This is a genomic window from Selenomonas sputigena, from assembly GCF_026015965.1.
In the GTDB taxonomy this organism is placed as follows: Bacteria; Bacillota; Negativicutes; order Selenomonadales; family Selenomonadaceae; genus Selenomonas.
Window position 1 is genome coordinate 1,272,647 of record NZ_CP110383.1, and the last position, 14,229, is coordinate 1,286,875.

15 protein-coding genes and 1 tRNA gene are annotated in these 14,229 nt (G+C 56.2%); 3 read left to right on the forward strand and 13 right to left on the reverse strand.

The features are described from left to right. Nucleotides 1-61 precede the first annotated feature (61 nt). From ftsH to OL236_RS06245, 13 genes are all read right to left on the reverse strand, one after another. Complete coding sequence (gene ftsH / locus OL236_RS06185) at nucleotides 62-2,053, reverse strand: ATP-dependent zinc metalloprotease FtsH (RefSeq protein ID WP_265071734.1); 1,992 nt, start codon at nucleotides 2,051-2,053, stop codon at nucleotides 62-64. Between the two features lie 221 nt (nucleotides 2,054-2,274). Next, nucleotides 2,275-2,814 carry a hypoxanthine phosphoribosyltransferase gene (hpt, locus tag OL236_RS06190; protein WP_006192960.1) on the reverse strand — a complete coding sequence of 180 codons (540 nt, stop codon included), beginning with the start codon at nucleotides 2,812-2,814 and terminating at the stop codon, nucleotides 2,275-2,277. Beyond that, the gene (gene tilS, locus OL236_RS06195; RefSeq protein WP_265071735.1) at nucleotides 2,780-4,333 is read right to left on the reverse strand and encodes a tRNA lysidine(34) synthetase TilS; all 1,554 of its coding nucleotides are present in this window, start codon (nucleotides 4,331-4,333) and stop codon (nucleotides 2,780-2,782) included. Before tilS ends, hpt begins: the two co-directional genes overlap by 35 nt. A gap of 62 nt (nucleotides 4,334-4,395) precedes the next feature. Next, on the reverse strand, nucleotides 4,396-4,851 hold the full coding sequence (locus OL236_RS06200) for a S1 domain-containing RNA-binding protein (protein WP_006192957.1): 456 nt from the start codon (nucleotides 4,849-4,851) through the stop codon (nucleotides 4,396-4,398). Between the two features lie 197 nt (nucleotides 4,852-5,048). Continuing rightward, a complete protein-coding gene (locus tag OL236_RS06205; RefSeq protein WP_009645704.1) occupies nucleotides 5,049-5,345 on the reverse strand; it encodes an FtsB family cell division protein in 297 nt (98 codons plus the stop codon). Between the two features lie 79 nt (nucleotides 5,346-5,424). Continuing rightward, nucleotides 5,425-5,871 carry a hypothetical protein gene (locus OL236_RS06210; RefSeq protein WP_009645636.1) on the reverse strand — a complete coding sequence of 149 codons (447 nt, stop codon included), beginning with the start codon at nucleotides 5,869-5,871 and terminating at the stop codon, nucleotides 5,425-5,427. A gap of 39 nt (nucleotides 5,872-5,910) precedes the next feature. Continuing rightward, the gene (locus OL236_RS06215) at nucleotides 5,911-7,041 is read right to left on the reverse strand and encodes an MGDG synthase family glycosyltransferase (RefSeq protein ID WP_265071736.1); all 1,131 of its coding nucleotides are present in this window, start codon (nucleotides 7,039-7,041) and stop codon (nucleotides 5,911-5,913) included. Nucleotides 7,042-7,163: 122 nt separating this feature from the next. Continuing rightward, on the reverse strand, nucleotides 7,164-7,916 hold the full coding sequence (locus OL236_RS06220) for an SDR family NAD(P)-dependent oxidoreductase (RefSeq protein WP_009645665.1): 753 nt from the start codon (nucleotides 7,914-7,916) through the stop codon (nucleotides 7,164-7,166). A 78-nt stretch (nucleotides 7,917-7,994) separates the two neighbouring features. After that, a complete protein-coding gene (locus OL236_RS06225; protein WP_009645699.1) occupies nucleotides 7,995-8,273 on the reverse strand; it encodes an HU family DNA-binding protein in 279 nt (92 codons plus the stop codon). Nucleotides 8,274-8,393: 120 nt separating this feature from the next. Beyond that, nucleotides 8,394-9,089: an SAM-dependent methyltransferase gene (locus OL236_RS06230; protein ID WP_265071737.1), complete on the reverse strand. Its 696-nt coding sequence runs from the start codon at nucleotides 9,087-9,089 to the stop codon at nucleotides 8,394-8,396. A gap of 76 nt (nucleotides 9,090-9,165) precedes the next feature. Further along, nucleotides 9,166-9,252 (reverse strand) — tRNA-Leu (locus OL236_RS06235). A gap of 122 nt (nucleotides 9,253-9,374) precedes the next feature. After that, nucleotides 9,375-10,247 (reverse strand): diacylglycerol/lipid kinase family protein, encoded by an 873-nt coding sequence (locus tag OL236_RS06240; RefSeq protein WP_009645712.1) that lies wholly within the window; start codon nucleotides 10,245-10,247, stop codon nucleotides 9,375-9,377. After that, nucleotides 10,244-11,911 carry a polysaccharide biosynthesis protein gene (locus OL236_RS06245; protein WP_265071738.1) on the reverse strand — a complete coding sequence of 556 codons (1,668 nt, stop codon included), beginning with the start codon at nucleotides 11,909-11,911 and terminating at the stop codon, nucleotides 10,244-10,246. Before OL236_RS06245 ends, OL236_RS06240 begins: the two co-directional genes overlap by 4 nt. A gap of 201 nt (nucleotides 11,912-12,112) precedes the next feature. Here OL236_RS06245 and OL236_RS06250 point away from each other — a divergent pair, with 201 nt between their 5' ends. The 3 genes from OL236_RS06250 to OL236_RS06260 all read left to right on the forward strand — a co-directional run bounded on the left by OL236_RS06250 (nucleotide 12,113) and on the right by OL236_RS06260 (nucleotide 14,215). Continuing rightward, nucleotides 12,113-12,880: a DUF4931 domain-containing protein gene (locus tag OL236_RS06250; RefSeq protein WP_265071739.1), complete on the forward strand. Its 768-nt coding sequence runs from the start codon at nucleotides 12,113-12,115 to the stop codon at nucleotides 12,878-12,880. A gap of 164 nt (nucleotides 12,881-13,044) precedes the next feature. Beyond that, nucleotides 13,045-13,425, forward strand: a complete 381-nt coding sequence (locus OL236_RS06255; RefSeq protein ID WP_265071740.1) for a hypothetical protein — start codon at nucleotides 13,045-13,047, stop codon at nucleotides 13,423-13,425. A gap of 340 nt (nucleotides 13,426-13,765) precedes the next feature. Next, nucleotides 13,766-14,215 (forward strand): hypothetical protein, encoded by a 450-nt coding sequence (locus OL236_RS06260; protein WP_265071741.1) that lies wholly within the window; start codon nucleotides 13,766-13,768, stop codon nucleotides 14,213-14,215. The last annotated feature ends 14 nt before the right edge of the window (nucleotides 14,216-14,229 follow it).

The window sequence follows — 14,229 nt, forward strand, 5'->3', positions numbered from 1 at the left end:
GAGGGCTGTTTCCTGGAAACAGCCCTCTGTCTTTGAAGTGCGGGCGTCCTCCCGACTTCTCCTATCCGTCATGCCGCGTCACATTGAGCTTGGGCGCGACTTCCTTCACTTCCACTTCTTCCTCCGCCGCCTCTTCCACCGGCTTTCTAAGCTCGGCATCCGCAGGACGGTGCAGCGGCTCAAGGATCACGCCGTCGTGATCGTCGGGTTCGTTCACATCCTCTTCGGGCTTCTTGTCCTTTTCCGTGATCTTTCCCGTCTCGACAAGTTCCTCCAGCTCGGAAGCTTCGAGCGTTTCACGCTCGATCAGAGCCTGTGCGATGAGGTCGAGCTTGTCGCGGTTGTCGATGATGATCTTGCGGCATGCCTCGTATGCCTCGTCAATGTAGCGGCGCACCTCCTTGTCGATCTCGCTCGCGACCTCTTCCGAGTAGTTCCTCTGATGATTGAGATCGCGTCCCAAGAACACCTGATGCTCGGCGCTCTCGCCGTAGGAAATCGGCCCCAAGACGTCGCTCATGCCGTACTGCGTGATCATGCTGCGCACGATGCGCGAGGCATGCTGAATGTCCTGCGAAGCGCCCGTCGAGATCTCCTTCAAGACGACCTCTTCGGCGACGCGGCCGCCCATCGCGACCTTGAGCTTATCCATGAGTTCCGAGCGCGTCGCGTAGGAGCGATCCTCCTTGGGCAGCATCAGCGTGTAGCCGCCCGCCCTGCCGCGCGGAATGATCGTGACCTTGTGTACGGGATCGGCGTTCGGCAGGAGCATGCCGACGAGCGTATGACCGCCCTCGTGATACGCCGTCAGTTCCTTCTCCTTGTCCGTCATGACCTTCGAGCGGCGCTCCGGCCCCGCCATGACGCGCTCGATGGACTCTTCCAGCTCGTTCATGCCGATGCGCTTCTTGTCGCGCCGCGCTGTCAAGAGAGCCGCCTCGTTCACGAGGTTCGACAGATCTGCGCCCGTAAAGCCCGGCGTGCGCCGCGCGAGGATGTCGAGATCGACATCACTCGTCAGAGGCTTGCCCTTCGAGTGAACCTTCAGGATCGCGAGCCTGCCGCGCACATCGGGCTTGTCGACGACGATCTGGCGGTCGAAGCGGCCGGGGCGCAGAAGCGCGGGATCAAGGATGTCGGGACGGTTCGTCGCCGCCATGATGATGATGCCTTCATTGGCCGCGAAGCCATCCATCTCGACGAGCAGCTGGTTGAGCGTCTGCTCGCGCTCGTCGTGACCGCCGCCGACGCCTGCACCGCGCTGGCGGCCGACGGCGTCGATCTCGTCGATGAAGACGATGCACGGCGCGTTCTTCTTCGCCTGATCGAAGAGGTCGCGCACGCGCGAGGCGCCGACGCCGACGAACATCTCGACGAAGTCCGAGCCGCTGATCGTGAAGAACGGCACGCCTGCCTCGCCTGCGACGGCGCGTGCGAGCAGCGTCTTGCCCGTGCCCGGGGGGCCATAGAGCAGCACGCCCTTCGGGATGCGTGCACCGAGGTCGTTGAACTTCTTCGGATGCTTGAGGAATTCAACGACCTCCTCAAGCTCCTGCTTCGCCTCGTCTGCGCCCGCCACATCCTCGAACGTGACCTTCATCTTGTCACTCGCCGTCATGCGCGCACGGCTCTTGCCAAAAGACATCACGCGGCCGCCGCCGCCCTGCGTCTGCTGCATGATGAAGAACCAGACGCCGATCAAGAGAAGAATCGGCAGGATCGAAGAGAACATCGTCGACCACCACGGCGTTTCCGCCGGGCGCTCCGCCTTGATCTCGACGTTCTTCTCCTGCAGGGTCTTGAGGAAGTTCGTATCCTGATTCGGCGCATCGGGCGTGATCGTCAAAAACTCCGTGCCATCGGCGAGCGTGCCCTTGACGACGTTGTGCTCAAGCGTGACCTTCGCGACCTCGCCATTTTGCACCTGCTGCAGAAAATCCGAATAGTTGACCTCGTTCGTCACCACCTCGCGCGTCTGAAAATAGTCAATCGCGGAGATGGCGATCAAGATGATCAGCAGATAGAACACCACACTGCGAAAAAGTTTATTCAATCGGTCATCCTCCTGTTCCAAAACAATGCTTTAAGAAAAAGCCGGAAAGTCACGGCATTTCACCAAAATCCCCATATCATGTTTCAGCAAAAGGCGACGAAAGCGCCTTTTGACTCACACAACAAAAAAACCTCTACAGCATTTCATTATAGCATTAAAACAGGTGTTATACAAACCCTTTCGCACGATATTCGAATATTTCACAGAAGGCGCACGCCGTCTCATTTACTGTAGATCTCGGGTTTTAGGATGCCGAGGTACGGCAGGTTTCTGTACTTTTGATCGTAGTCAAGCCCATAGCCAACGAGGAAGGCGTCGGGCACTTCCGCACCGCAGTAGTCGACTTTCACATCGACCTTGCGCCGAGACGGCTTGCTCAAAAGCGAGCAGAGCTTGACGCTCTTCGCCTTTCGATGGCGGAAGTTCTCCATCAGATAGTGCATGGAAAGCCCCGAATCCACTATGTCCTCGATGAGCAGGATGTTGCGCCCCGCGACGCTCTTCGCGAGGTCGAGGAGGATCTGCACATCGCCCGTCGAACTCGTACCGCCGCCGTAGCTCGAAAGCTGCATGAAATCGAGCGTCACGGGCAGATCGATGGCGCGCACGAGGTCGGCGTAGAAGAGCACGGCGCCCTTCAGAATGCCGACGGCGTAGATCTCCTCGCCTGCATAATCGCGCGTGATCTCGCGCCCGAGCCGCTCCACCATCTCGGCGAGCTGCGCCTCATCGAAAAGAATCTTCTCCAAGTCGTTGTGCATGATCGTATGCTCCTTCTTCAAAAATGGCACGAAGCCGTACCATCGATTCATCTTCCTTCACCAGTGCGGACGAAAAACGCCGCACGCCTACCGCCCAGACGACCTCCCCGTCGCAGACAACGAGCGGCACGCGATCGCGCGCGGTGCGCGGCACATGCTCATCGATGAAGAAATCCTTGAGCTTCTTTTTGCCGCAAGGAAGGCGCACGCGGTCGCCCGCGCGGCGCGTGCGCACGACAGCTGCGGCAAGAACGCGAGACGGCAAATAGACTTCCGTGCGCCCGTCCGTCTGGGTGCGCTCACGGACAAAATCCGTGACGAGCGCGACGCCGAGCGCGGGCAGACGCGTCACGCCAGGCGCTCGAAGCGGCACGCCTCTCAAAAGTTCGCTCTCCGCCATGCCGTCCGCCGTCCTGCGCGTGGAAGCCGACCTGCCTCCTGCACCGCCTTTCTTATGGGCAGTACGAAGCTCATCGACAAAAAAGACGCCCCTTTTTCCATCGAGGAAAAAGCGCACGCGGCCGGGCAAGTCCCACGAGAGGCCGCCCCTTCCTTCCACCATCATGCGGCGCACTTGCTCGACCTGCCGCCAGCCCCAATCGTGCGACTCATCGACGAAGGTGTGCGCAGCAAGGCGCACGATGCGCCGCTGCAAGGCGAGCGGCTCGGCGCGAAACGCCGTGCGCGAAAGCGCAAGTCTCTCGTGCGCCGCGCCCGCTTCCCACCCCTCGCTGCAGACGACGCGCGAAAATGCCTTGTGCGCCATCTCATCGAGCAGCACGTCGTCTGCGCGGGCGGCTTCCGCGAGGCGCACGAGCGCCGCTCCCGCCGACGCGTTGACATGCGCGGCGAGGCGCGGCAGGATCTCCAGCCGCAGATAGTTGCGCTGCGCATCCGCCGCATCGTTCGTCGCATCGTGGCGCACCTCGATGCCATGCGCCGCGCAGTAAGCGACAAGCTCCTCCTTCGTGCAGGCGAGCAGGGGGCGCACGACATCGCCCGTGCGCGGCCTCATGCCCACGAGGCCGTGCAGCCCCGCGCCGCGCAGGATATGCTGCAGCACCGTCTCCGCCTGATCGTCTGCATGATGCGCGACAGCGATCACCTGAGCGCCTACATGCGCCTTTACACGACGCAAAAAAGCGTAGCGCAGTTCGCGTGCCGCCGTTTCCAGCGACATCCTGCGCTCTTTCGCATACTGCGGCACATCCGCCGCCTCCACGCTGCAGGCAACGCCCTTCGTTCGGCAGAATGCAGCGACATAGTCCGCATCCTCGCGCGACGCCTCGCCGCGAATGCCGTGCTCGAAATGCGCGACATGCACGGAAAGCGCCAGCCGCTCCTGCAAATGCAGCAGCAGATCGAGCAGCGCCATCGAGTCTGCGCCGCCCGAGACGGCGACCACGATGGAAGAGCCATGCGCCAGAAGTCCATGCTCCTCGCAAAAAGCCAAGACCTTATTCAGCATGAGATTCTCCCATCTGCCGCCGTCCGGCAAGCTCTGCACTACTCTTCCCAAATACGTCTCTCAAGACCATAAACAGGAAAAGCACTCCTTGTAAGAGTGCTTTTCTCATGTCGTCAATCCCTGCGCGAACCGCGGCCGCCGCGCTTGGAATCCGTCTTGCGGCGCAAGTCCGTCAGCCTTTCATCGCTGTCCTTGAGGAAGCGCGACAACTTGTCTTCAAAGGAGGCACTGCCCGGACCGAAACGCCCCTGCCGCCTAAAGTCCCCGCCTGCACCGCGGCGCGGCGGCATCGGACGGCGCGGAACTTCGCCGACCTTCTTCTCCATCGGTTTCTTTTCCTGCAGTTGCTTGATGGAAAGCCCGATCTTGCCGCGATCGTCGATCGTCAAGACCTTGACCTTCACCTTGTCCTTCTCCTTGAGGAAATCATGGACGTCCCGCACATACTCGTCAGCGACCTCAGAGATATGGACAAGACCGACCTTCCCCTCAGGCAGCTCGACGAACGCTCCAAAATTCGTAATGCCCGTCACAACACCCTCAACAATACTGCCTACTTCAATGGACAAATTATTTCCTCCTTAATTATACTGTGGGAATCGCCGACTGCGTCAGCACCCACCATCCCAGCGTCTTCTTCCGCGCTGAGTGTGCTTTCTTATTATACTCTTGCGCCTTTTGCGCTGTCAAGAAAATCCGCGCGTGAAACGAGAAAACAAAAAGAGACCGCTACATGCGTCTCATCGACTCATGCGGCAGCCTCTTCTCACTTCTTCGCGATATACGGCAGCTCGCCCTCGTGCGTCATGCCTAGCTCTTCGCGTGCCGTCTTCTCGATGTAAACGGGATCGTCGAGCTTTGCCTTGAGGTCCTTAAGCTCTGCGTTCTCCCGCTGCGCTGTTTCCAGACGCTGCTGCGCCGCCGCGCAGTCGCGGTCAAGCTCGTTCAGGTGAATCTGCTGATCGATCATCGTGTAGGAGAAGTACCCGAGCACGCAAAGGATGACGACGACGAACCAGTCGAGTCGGTGTCCCCTGCGCTTGCTTTCCGTTACCATCTCCATCACGACCTTCCGTGCACATCGATGCGCTTCTCCTGCCCGTACAGCTGCACGGAGCATCTTCTTTCTGCGATCGGGACGGCTACTTCTCCGCCCACTGGAAATATTCTGTCGTCGCTATGCGACGAAATATGGAATCGCAGCTCGCACAGCGAAAGTGCGGCGAGACGTTTTCCATATCCGCCTTGCCGTCCACGAGATGAACGGGCTGCCATTCGACGAGGTCGAGCTGCCCGCCGCAGCGAGGGCACGGCGCGTGTCCCTCGGCGTCAACGCGCAGAATCGTCGGCGTGAGATCGCCGACTGCCTTGATTTTCGGCATGTCAAACACATCGTAATAACCCGAATTCAGAAGCTCGCGGTAAAACACTCTGCAGTTGTCGCATTCGTAGCGCGGCTTCACACTTTCCAAATCCGCCTTGCCGCCCCGAATCATGACCGTGCCGCCCTCAACCGTGCGAAGTGGCCTGCCGCACTGCGGACAGAGAAACGCGCCGTTCGCGTCCTTTTCCAATTTCGATACTGCCACAAAAACCACCCTCGCCCGAAATCGTAAAAACCATATTCGTCAACCGACGCTTGCGCCTGCCATCTGCAGAAACTGTGCGATCTCCTGCGCCGCTGCGGGGCGGCTTGCGAGAAGCGCCGCCTCGCGCATGGAGGCGAGACGCGACGCGTCCCCCAGCAACCCCATGACGAGAGCCGCCAGATTCTCGCCCTTGCCGAGCCAAACCGCCGTACCGCGCTCGCTTGCAATCATCGCATTCTCAAGCTCCGGCCCTGGAATCGGCTCATGCAGGATCAGCGGCACGCCCATCGCCCACGCCTCGCTGATGGTCAATGCGCCAGGCTTCGATATGAGAAGCGCTGCAACCGCCATCAGATCAGGCACCGCATTGGTGTACCCCCAGGCGCGAACCGCATGGTGCGAGCGCACGGCGTGTGCTTTGACCCAAGCAAGAAGGCGCTCGTTCTTCCCTGCAACAACGAGGATCTGCAGCTTTTCTGCGACATCCTCAAGCTTTTCAAGAGACTGAGCCACATCGCCGAGTCCAAGCCCGCCGCCCATGACGAGGATTGTAGGAAGCGACTCGCTGAGTCCCAGCCTTTCGCAAATCGCCGCACGGTCAAAATCTGCTGGGGACAGCGGCAGAATCGGAATGCCCGTCGCATGAACCGCCGTCGCTGCACAGCCTTCCTTGACGAGGCTGCGCCGCATCCTCTCCGTCGCGACAAAGAAGGCGTCGACACCCGGATAGAACCACATGCGATGCACGCTGTAGTCCGTAAGAACCGTGGCAAAAAAGAAATCTTCCTCGCCGCTCTTCTTGAGACACGACGCCGCACCCTCGGGAAAAGGATGCGTGCAGATCACCGTGTCCGCTGCATGGAGACGCACAAGTCTGCGCATGTTGCGCTTCGTCAAGGAAGCGATGAGCTTCTGCACGGGCGAAGCGCCCTGCCTGTGCCCCGTGAAACGATAGAGTAGCTGGTAAAGGTTCGGCATGAAGTGCAGCATCTTCAGATAGGCCGCCTTCATGAACCAAGTGACCCATGCCGTATCGCGCCTCGTGAAGTCGACGACCGCCACATGCGCCTTCGGCTCCGCCCGCAAAAGAGCCGCTGCCAAGGCTTCCGCCGCCTTCATGTGTCCAGAGCCGATCGACGCCGCTACGATCAGATAGCTGCGAGCCGCCATAACCGACCTTCCTTCACTCTTGAAAATGAAATAGTCAAACAATTCTCCTTTGTTATGCCCTCTATTTTAGCACAAGCAAGGAGGAGATACAACGAAACAGACGTTCGCTGCCGCCTGCCTCCTCAAGCCGTAAGGCCGCCGTCCACGCTCCACGCCGCGCCCGTCACGAAGGAAGCGGCATCGGAGGTCAGAAAAAAAATAATATCGGCGACTTCTTCCGCCCGCGCGATACGACCGAGCGGATAGACGCCCGACATCTGCCGCAGAGCCTCTTCACGGTCAGGAGCATCCTGCAGCTGCGCCTCCGTCATCGGTGTCGCAACATCTCCGGGGCACACGCAGTTCACGCGCACGCCGAAAGGCGCGAGTTCCAAGGCCAGAGATTTTGTGAAGAGCGTCACGGCGCCCTTCGATGCGCAGTAGGCCGTGCACAGGAAATTGCCGTGAATCCCCGCGTCAGACGAAAGATTGACAATGCTGCCGCGACTCTCCTTCAAGGGCGCAAGCGCCGCCTGTGTTGTGAAAAAGGTGCCCTTGACGTTCGTGTCCATGACGTCCTCGAATTCCTCTTCTGTCAATTCTTCCAACGCGCGTTCCAAATAGATCCCTGCCGAATTCACGAGAACATCGAGTCGCGAAAAGCGTTCGCACACCGCACCCACGAGCCGCCTCGCCTCATCGGCGCGGCGCAGGTCGGCGGCGAAGAACGCGGCGCGCCCATCGAGCGCCAATTCACCTAACGAAGCGAGCGCCGCCTCGCCGCGCGTCGCCGAGCGCCCCGCCAGAGCGACCGTGCTGCCCGCCTGCAGGAAAAGACGCGCCGCCGCAAGGCCGATGCCCGACGTGCCGCCCGTAAGAAGAACAACGCGATTCATGCGAACCACCTCTCGAAAACTGCAAAATGCTACGAAAAAAGGCTGGGTAAAAACCCAGCCCTCGGAGAGCCACCGTGCTCACTTGTTGTTGACAGCATCCTTCAATGCCTTGCCAGCCTTGAAAACAGGATTCCTCGAAGCGGCAATCTTGATTTCCTTGCCCGTCTGCGGATTGCGGCCGGTACGGGCAGCGCGATCCTTGACCTCGAACGTACCGAAACCGATGAGCTGAACCTTGTCGCCCTCGACAAGAGCCTCTTCAACGCTCTCGATGACTGCGCTCAGAGCCTTTTCGGCATCCTTCTTCGACAGCCCTGCTTTTTCCGCTACATTAGCCACTAATTCCGTTTTGTTCACGTTTGTAGCCTCCTTTTGAATTTGTTACGCTACTTTTATTCGCTGTAGTTGCCTAGAATCCTCTTTCTCACAACGAAAAAAGTGCAAAAAAACTTGAAAAACCGCCTTCCGTAGGCTTTTTTAATCATCCTGGAAGCTACCGTGAGGAATGAAAAGACTCGTCAGATGATCCGTATCCGTCTGTCGATCGATTTCATAGAGCGGCATCGGGCGCACGGATTCATCGGGCAGCGCAATATTGTGCAGATAGATGACTTCCTTCTCGTCATTCATTCGCTCCATCAAGGCGAGTTTCAACTCAGAAGCAATCTCGCGGCTGTAGACCTGCGTGAAGAGCACACCTGTCGGAAAACGGAAGGGCATGCTCTCCGCATCCGATGCATCGAGGATCATAAGACCCTCGACGGGATCGATGCCGAGACTGCCGTAGAGCGTCTCAACGAAGCTCATGCCCGGCAGAATAGAAAGCTCCAATCCTTCCTTCGCGCACAAATCACGCAAAAAGAGAACCGTTCGTTCCGCCACAAAGGGACTGCCGGGTACGGCATAGACGATCTCCTCGCCTGCACGCGCCCTTGCAGTGAGATCTTCCGCAATCGCATGGTAGAGCGCCTCGAAGCTTTGCGCCTTTTCATACCAGGAATCGTAGCTCATGAAAGGAACGCCGCGCCTCTTAAGTTCCGCCACGGATGGATGAACTGCCGTGCGCAGGAGAAGGCTTCGCCCGCTCGTCACCGCCTCCATGCTTTCAAGCGTGATAAGCCCGAAGCGTCCGGGGCCAAGTCCCACGACCGTAATGCTTCCTACGTCTTTCATATATGCCTGCCTCCTCTCATACCATAAAATAGAAAAAGACTTCTAAGCGAAATACCCAGAAGCCTTAAAATCTCTATGGTGCCGAAGGCCGGACTCGAACCGGCACGTAGGTAACTACGCTTGATTTTGAGTCAAGTGCGTCTGCCAATTCCGCCACTTCGGCACATGATGCAACAACAGAAAAAATGATACCATTCCCTTGAGGTTTTGTCAATAGGAGCGTAAAGAGTTTTTGAGTGGCTGCCGTGTTGCGAATTTACGTTGCGAATGTACGCTTCACAAACTTCAGATGAAAAGCTCGATTGCACTAGGTACAACCTCGACGTGCATGGGAAGAGGCGGCCCCTGCTCACCGTCCACATCACTCAAAAGCGGCGCATCCGCCGCGATGCGAAACTCACTTGCCTGCAGATACAGCACATTCTTCTCTGAGATTCCCCTGCCCGAGACAATCTCCGCCGTCAGAGCGACGAGTTCCGGCAGACTGCACTTCTTCACGAGCAGCAAATCAAACTTACCATCATTGATGCTCGCATGCGTCGCTACGTTATTGAAACTGCCGACGATACCGCTGTTGGCAATGACGAAGAGGAAGCCCTCTTCCTCGCGCATCTCGCCATCCGCCTCGATGGAAAACTTCACCGAACGGAACTTCGGCAGTTCGCTGATGCCCTTCAGGTAGTACGCCATCTTGCCCAGCGTATTCTTCAGCCGCACATCGACCTCATGTGCGATATTTGTCATGACGCCGGCGCTCGCGACGTTGATAAAGTATTCTTCCCCGATGCGCCCGAGATCAACGCGCATCGTCTTGTGCGCGAGGATGCGCTCGATATACGCTTCCAAGCCATCTGCAAGACCGAGGTACGTCGCAAAATCGTTCGACGTGCCGCTGCCGATGATCGCGAGGGGAACCGCAAGTTTTTCACGCACGATCACGTTGACGACTTCATGCACTGTGCCGTCACCGCCCGCGACAAGCACACCCTCGGCCTCAGATTCCCGCACATAGAGCGCAAGATTCGTAAGTTCGCGATCCGTGCGGTAGAGGATAAGCATGCAGCCGAGTGTCTGGAAGCGCCAGATCATCTCATCGAGCCGCTGCTTGAACGATGCATTGCCCGAGACAGGATTATAGACCAGCAGAAACTTTCTCATCCCTTCGCCCCCTCAACGCTGCGGAAAATGCCAATGCGGCGCAAAAAACGAATGCTCAAAGAGCCGATAAACGGAATGCGCGCCATATCCTCTTCGAGCAGTCCGCGCACGAGAATCAGCGCCGCGACGTAGACGATGACGCCGACGAACACCGAGCCGAAGGTCGCCACGGCATTGACGGCGAGCGTGCTCATGACAAAGCTGTAGAAGAGATACACAGCGCCCGCCATGAAGGCAGCCGCCGCCATCGTCTTAAAGAGCTGCAGCAGCTCCATGCGATAGCCGATATAACGCCAGATGAAGTAAAGGTTAATGACAGCGGCAACCCCCATATCCGCCGCCGTCGCCCAAGCCGCGCCCATGATGCCGAGCCAAGGGATCGCTGTCAAGATCCAGTTGAGGGCGACCTTGACGGCAGCGGCAAGAATCATGTTGATCATCGGAATCTTCGGATGCCCGAGTCCTTGCAGAACCGCCGTCGACACCTGATGCAGGCCGAGGAGCACGATGGAAAACGACGAGACGAGCACGGCGGGACCCGCGCCCGGCGCATTGTAAATGAGCGTCGAGATTGGCGTCGCGAGCACGAACACGACGACGAATGCAGGAAAGCAAACGAAGTTCGATATGCGCACGGCGGCTGCCGTTTGATTGTAGACGCGCTGCGTGTCCTTCAAGGCTCGCGCCTCCGAAATCGCCGGCACGATGCTCACCGCCAAGGACGCCGTGAGGATTGTCGCGAGATTGACGAGCGGCACCGCCATGCCCGTGAGATAGCCGAACAACTCCGTCGCCTGCGGCACCGTATAGCCCGCGACCTCAAGACGCTGCGGCACGATCAAAAGGTCGAGGTTCGACACGATCGGCAGCATGATGCTCGCCGCTGACACGGGCAAGGCGAGTGAGAAGATACGTCGGACGATCGCCCCGAGAGGCGCCGGCGCTTTCCCCGGCGGTGGCGCAAGATTCGGGCCGTACTCACGCTCAATGTCCTTGTCCAGCTTCCAATGATAGTAGACGAGCACGAGAAGTCCGCCGATAGCGCCGGCAAACGCGCCGAGGCTCGCGCCCGCCGCCGCATAGTCGAGTCCCATCGGCAGGAGAAGGCTCGCGAAGAGCACCATCGTGAGCACGCGGAAGATCTGCTCGACAATCTGCGAGACCGCCGTCGGCGTCATGCGCTGCCAGCCTTGCAGATAGCCGCGTGAGCTCGCGAGCAAGGTCACGAAGAAAATCGTCGGCGAGAGCGCCACGACTGCCATATAGGCGCGCGGGTCACGAATGAACTGCCACTCGATGAGCCAGCCTGCGCCAAAATATGTCAAAAGGGAAAACAAAAGCCCCGTAAAAACCATCAAGGTCATGGATATGCGGAATACGCGCCGTGCGCCGAAAACGTCCTTCAAAGCGACACGCTCCGCCGTGATGATCGATATGGCGACAGGCACGCCCGCCTGCGAAATGCTCATGGCGAAAAAATAAATCGGGAAAGCCATCTGATAAAGCCCGATGCCCTCGCCGCCCAAGATGCGCGAAACGAAGATCCAATTCAAGGAACCGATGACCTTTACGACGAAGCTTGCCACCGTCAAGATCAAAGTCCCCTTGAGGAAACTCTCCGCTTTGCTCTTGCCTGTAGATTTTTGACTGCTGATACGAAACACCGCCTAACTGCCCAATTCCCCTCTTCGCTTCTTCCCTGCAATCCGAGATATGAAAAAGCCGCTTTGCAAAAATGTACGAATTTCTATATAATAAGGGGAATGATGCATCTTCTGCACCCTAAGGCTCAACGTAGGAATTATACCATTTCTGCCGGAAATATACTAGGTCGATTTTGTTACAAAACTTGAGGTGTCTTCTCTATGGAAATCAATCTCATCGGTTTCAATACGACGCTCGGCAAGAAAAAGCCGGAAAATATCATCAACAAGACCGCCCCATGTCCTTTCTGTGACCGTGAAAATCTCTCGGGCATCGTCGATACAGACGGCGACCTCGTGCTGCTCAAGAACAAGTACAACGTCATCGAAGACGCCGACCAGTTCGTTCTCATTGAGAGCAAAATCTGTCACTCCGACATGCCCGACTATTCCGCCGAGCACATGCACCGCCTCATTCGTTTCGGCGTGCATCACTGGCAGAAGATGCAGAATTCGGGAAAGTACGAGGCCGTCATCTTCTTCAAGAATTTCGGTCCACTCTCGGGCGGTACGCTGCGTCACCCCCACATGCAGATCGTCGGCTTCCACTCGCTCAACGAAAACCTGACCTTCGACCCCCTGGAATTCGAGGGACTGACCATACACGAGGAAAACGACGTCGACTTCAACATCGCGACATGCCCGCGCATCGGCTTCAGCGAATTCAATGTCGTCCCCAAGACGAACGAACCTCTGGACACCGTAGCCGACGACATACAGATTGCCGTCGACTATCTCATGCACCACTTCAACAAGCGATGCAACAGTTACAACATCTTCTTTTACCAGGAGAACGGCATCCTACGTGCCAAAATCATGCCGAGATTCGCTACCTCCCCCCTCTTCATCGGCTACAACATCCGCTTTCGTCCGAGCAACTTGGAGGATTTGCGGAACAATGTGCGAAAGATTTATTTCGATCGGAAGTAGTATGATGGCAGAAATGCCACCTGGACAAAGCAAAGGATCCATCGAAGAGATTTCTATGAAACTTTGCATCACAATCAAAAAAATTAGCACGGAGCAATAAAGAAAAGAAGGGATGATCCATAAAATACGCTATTTATCTTTATTTTCTTTGGGCAGCTGGGAAAATGGCATATTTCTATTACTATAAGAAATTTGAAAGAAAATACAGCTATCGGAAATGGTATGTATTCAGCCATTGGTTTTCCTGCCTCATGCTTGCCGTTTCATGCTTTTGTATGGCTCTGTGCTTTGATGCTTGGAACGAAGGGATACAGCGCACAAAATTCTTTTGGATGGCACCCAGTATATTTACCTTTATATTGGGTGCGGTCTTCTTCTTTGAATCAAAGATCGTTTTAGAAGAAGAGAAGTTTCATCATGGGAATTATCCTTTAGAAACTTTATCTAATTATCGGTATAGATACTGGATACGACTGAGAAGTATTTTAGCTTTATTGAGTGCGGGTTTAATGGGCGGATATATATTTTTTACTTTTGGTATCTAACGATCATGCAGAACCAGGAAACCTGCGAAGGGAAGAACCGCCTCAGCACAGGGACGTTCTCTTTCAACAATTTGGAGAACGATGCCGACTACAGTGCCAAAAGTGAACGAAATAGCAAAAACCCAGCATTAGTAGCACAAATTCCTCCGGTACTCCTAAGCGAACTCTTTTCAACTTCAACCGTGTGGATTCCTAAAACAAGCCGCAAAGTTGGGAAGGACAACAAGAACGCTCTTCGTCTTCTTGGCTCCAGGCGGCGCAACAGCCAGTTCACAGAATCCTACCTCCATAGAGTATGATCTTTCGGAATAACACCAATACATTAAGGAGGCTAATATGCGTGAATAAATTGGACTGGTATGATTTTGCTCTAGGATATCTTATCCGGGCACACTATGATGTCATAAAGGCTACACTCACAATAAATGTTGATGTACCACGAACAATTGATCATCCAAAACATCAAGAAGCAAAATGCTTTGAGGAAACTTTTGCCAATGTCAATCTAACATTTAAAGAGGTACGGTATCTCAAAAATATTGTAAGCTCCAATATGACATCAGATCCAAACGAAGATGCGGGTGATACTGAACAGATCGTATATGCACCTGCCTCAGAGGATTGTTTGAACGCCCTAGGGTTTAAAGATAAAAAAATTCAGCTAGACTACGGAGATGGCACGAACGCCAGTCTCTTTTGGAAAAAAGAGCCTTTAATGTACACTAAATTTGAAACAGCAGAAACGATTTTTCATATAATTTTTTGTGAATTAGATATAGTAGAACTCTGATTGCTACAACATAT

Coding starts and splice junctions, on each gene's coding strand:
- hpt (WP_006192960.1), bottom strand. CDS start 2,814: ATGCACAACGACTTGGAGAAGATTCTTTTCGATGAGGCGCAGCTCGCC.
- OL236_RS06205 (WP_009645704.1), bottom strand. CDS start 5,345: ATGGAGATGGTAACGGAAAGCAAGCGCAGGGGACACCGACTCGACTGG.
- OL236_RS06215 (WP_265071736.1), bottom strand. CDS start 7,041: ATGGCGGCTCGCAGCTATCTGATCGTAGCGGCGTCGATCGGCTCTGGA.
- OL236_RS06220 (WP_009645665.1), bottom strand. CDS start 7,916: ATGAATCGCGTTGTTCTTCTTACGGGCGGCACGTCGGGCATCGGCCTT.
- OL236_RS06230 (WP_265071737.1), bottom strand. CDS start 9,089: ATGAAAGACGTAGGAAGCATTACGGTCGTGGGACTTGGCCCCGGACGC.
- OL236_RS06240 (WP_009645712.1), bottom strand. CDS start 10,247: ATGAGAAAGTTTCTGCTGGTCTATAATCCTGTCTCGGGCAATGCATCG.
- OL236_RS06250 (WP_265071739.1), top strand. CDS start 12,113: ATGGAAATCAATCTCATCGGTTTCAATACGACGCTCGGCAAGAAAAAG.
- OL236_RS06255 (WP_265071740.1), top strand. CDS start 13,045: ATGGCATATTTCTATTACTATAAGAAATTTGAAAGAAAATACAGCTAT.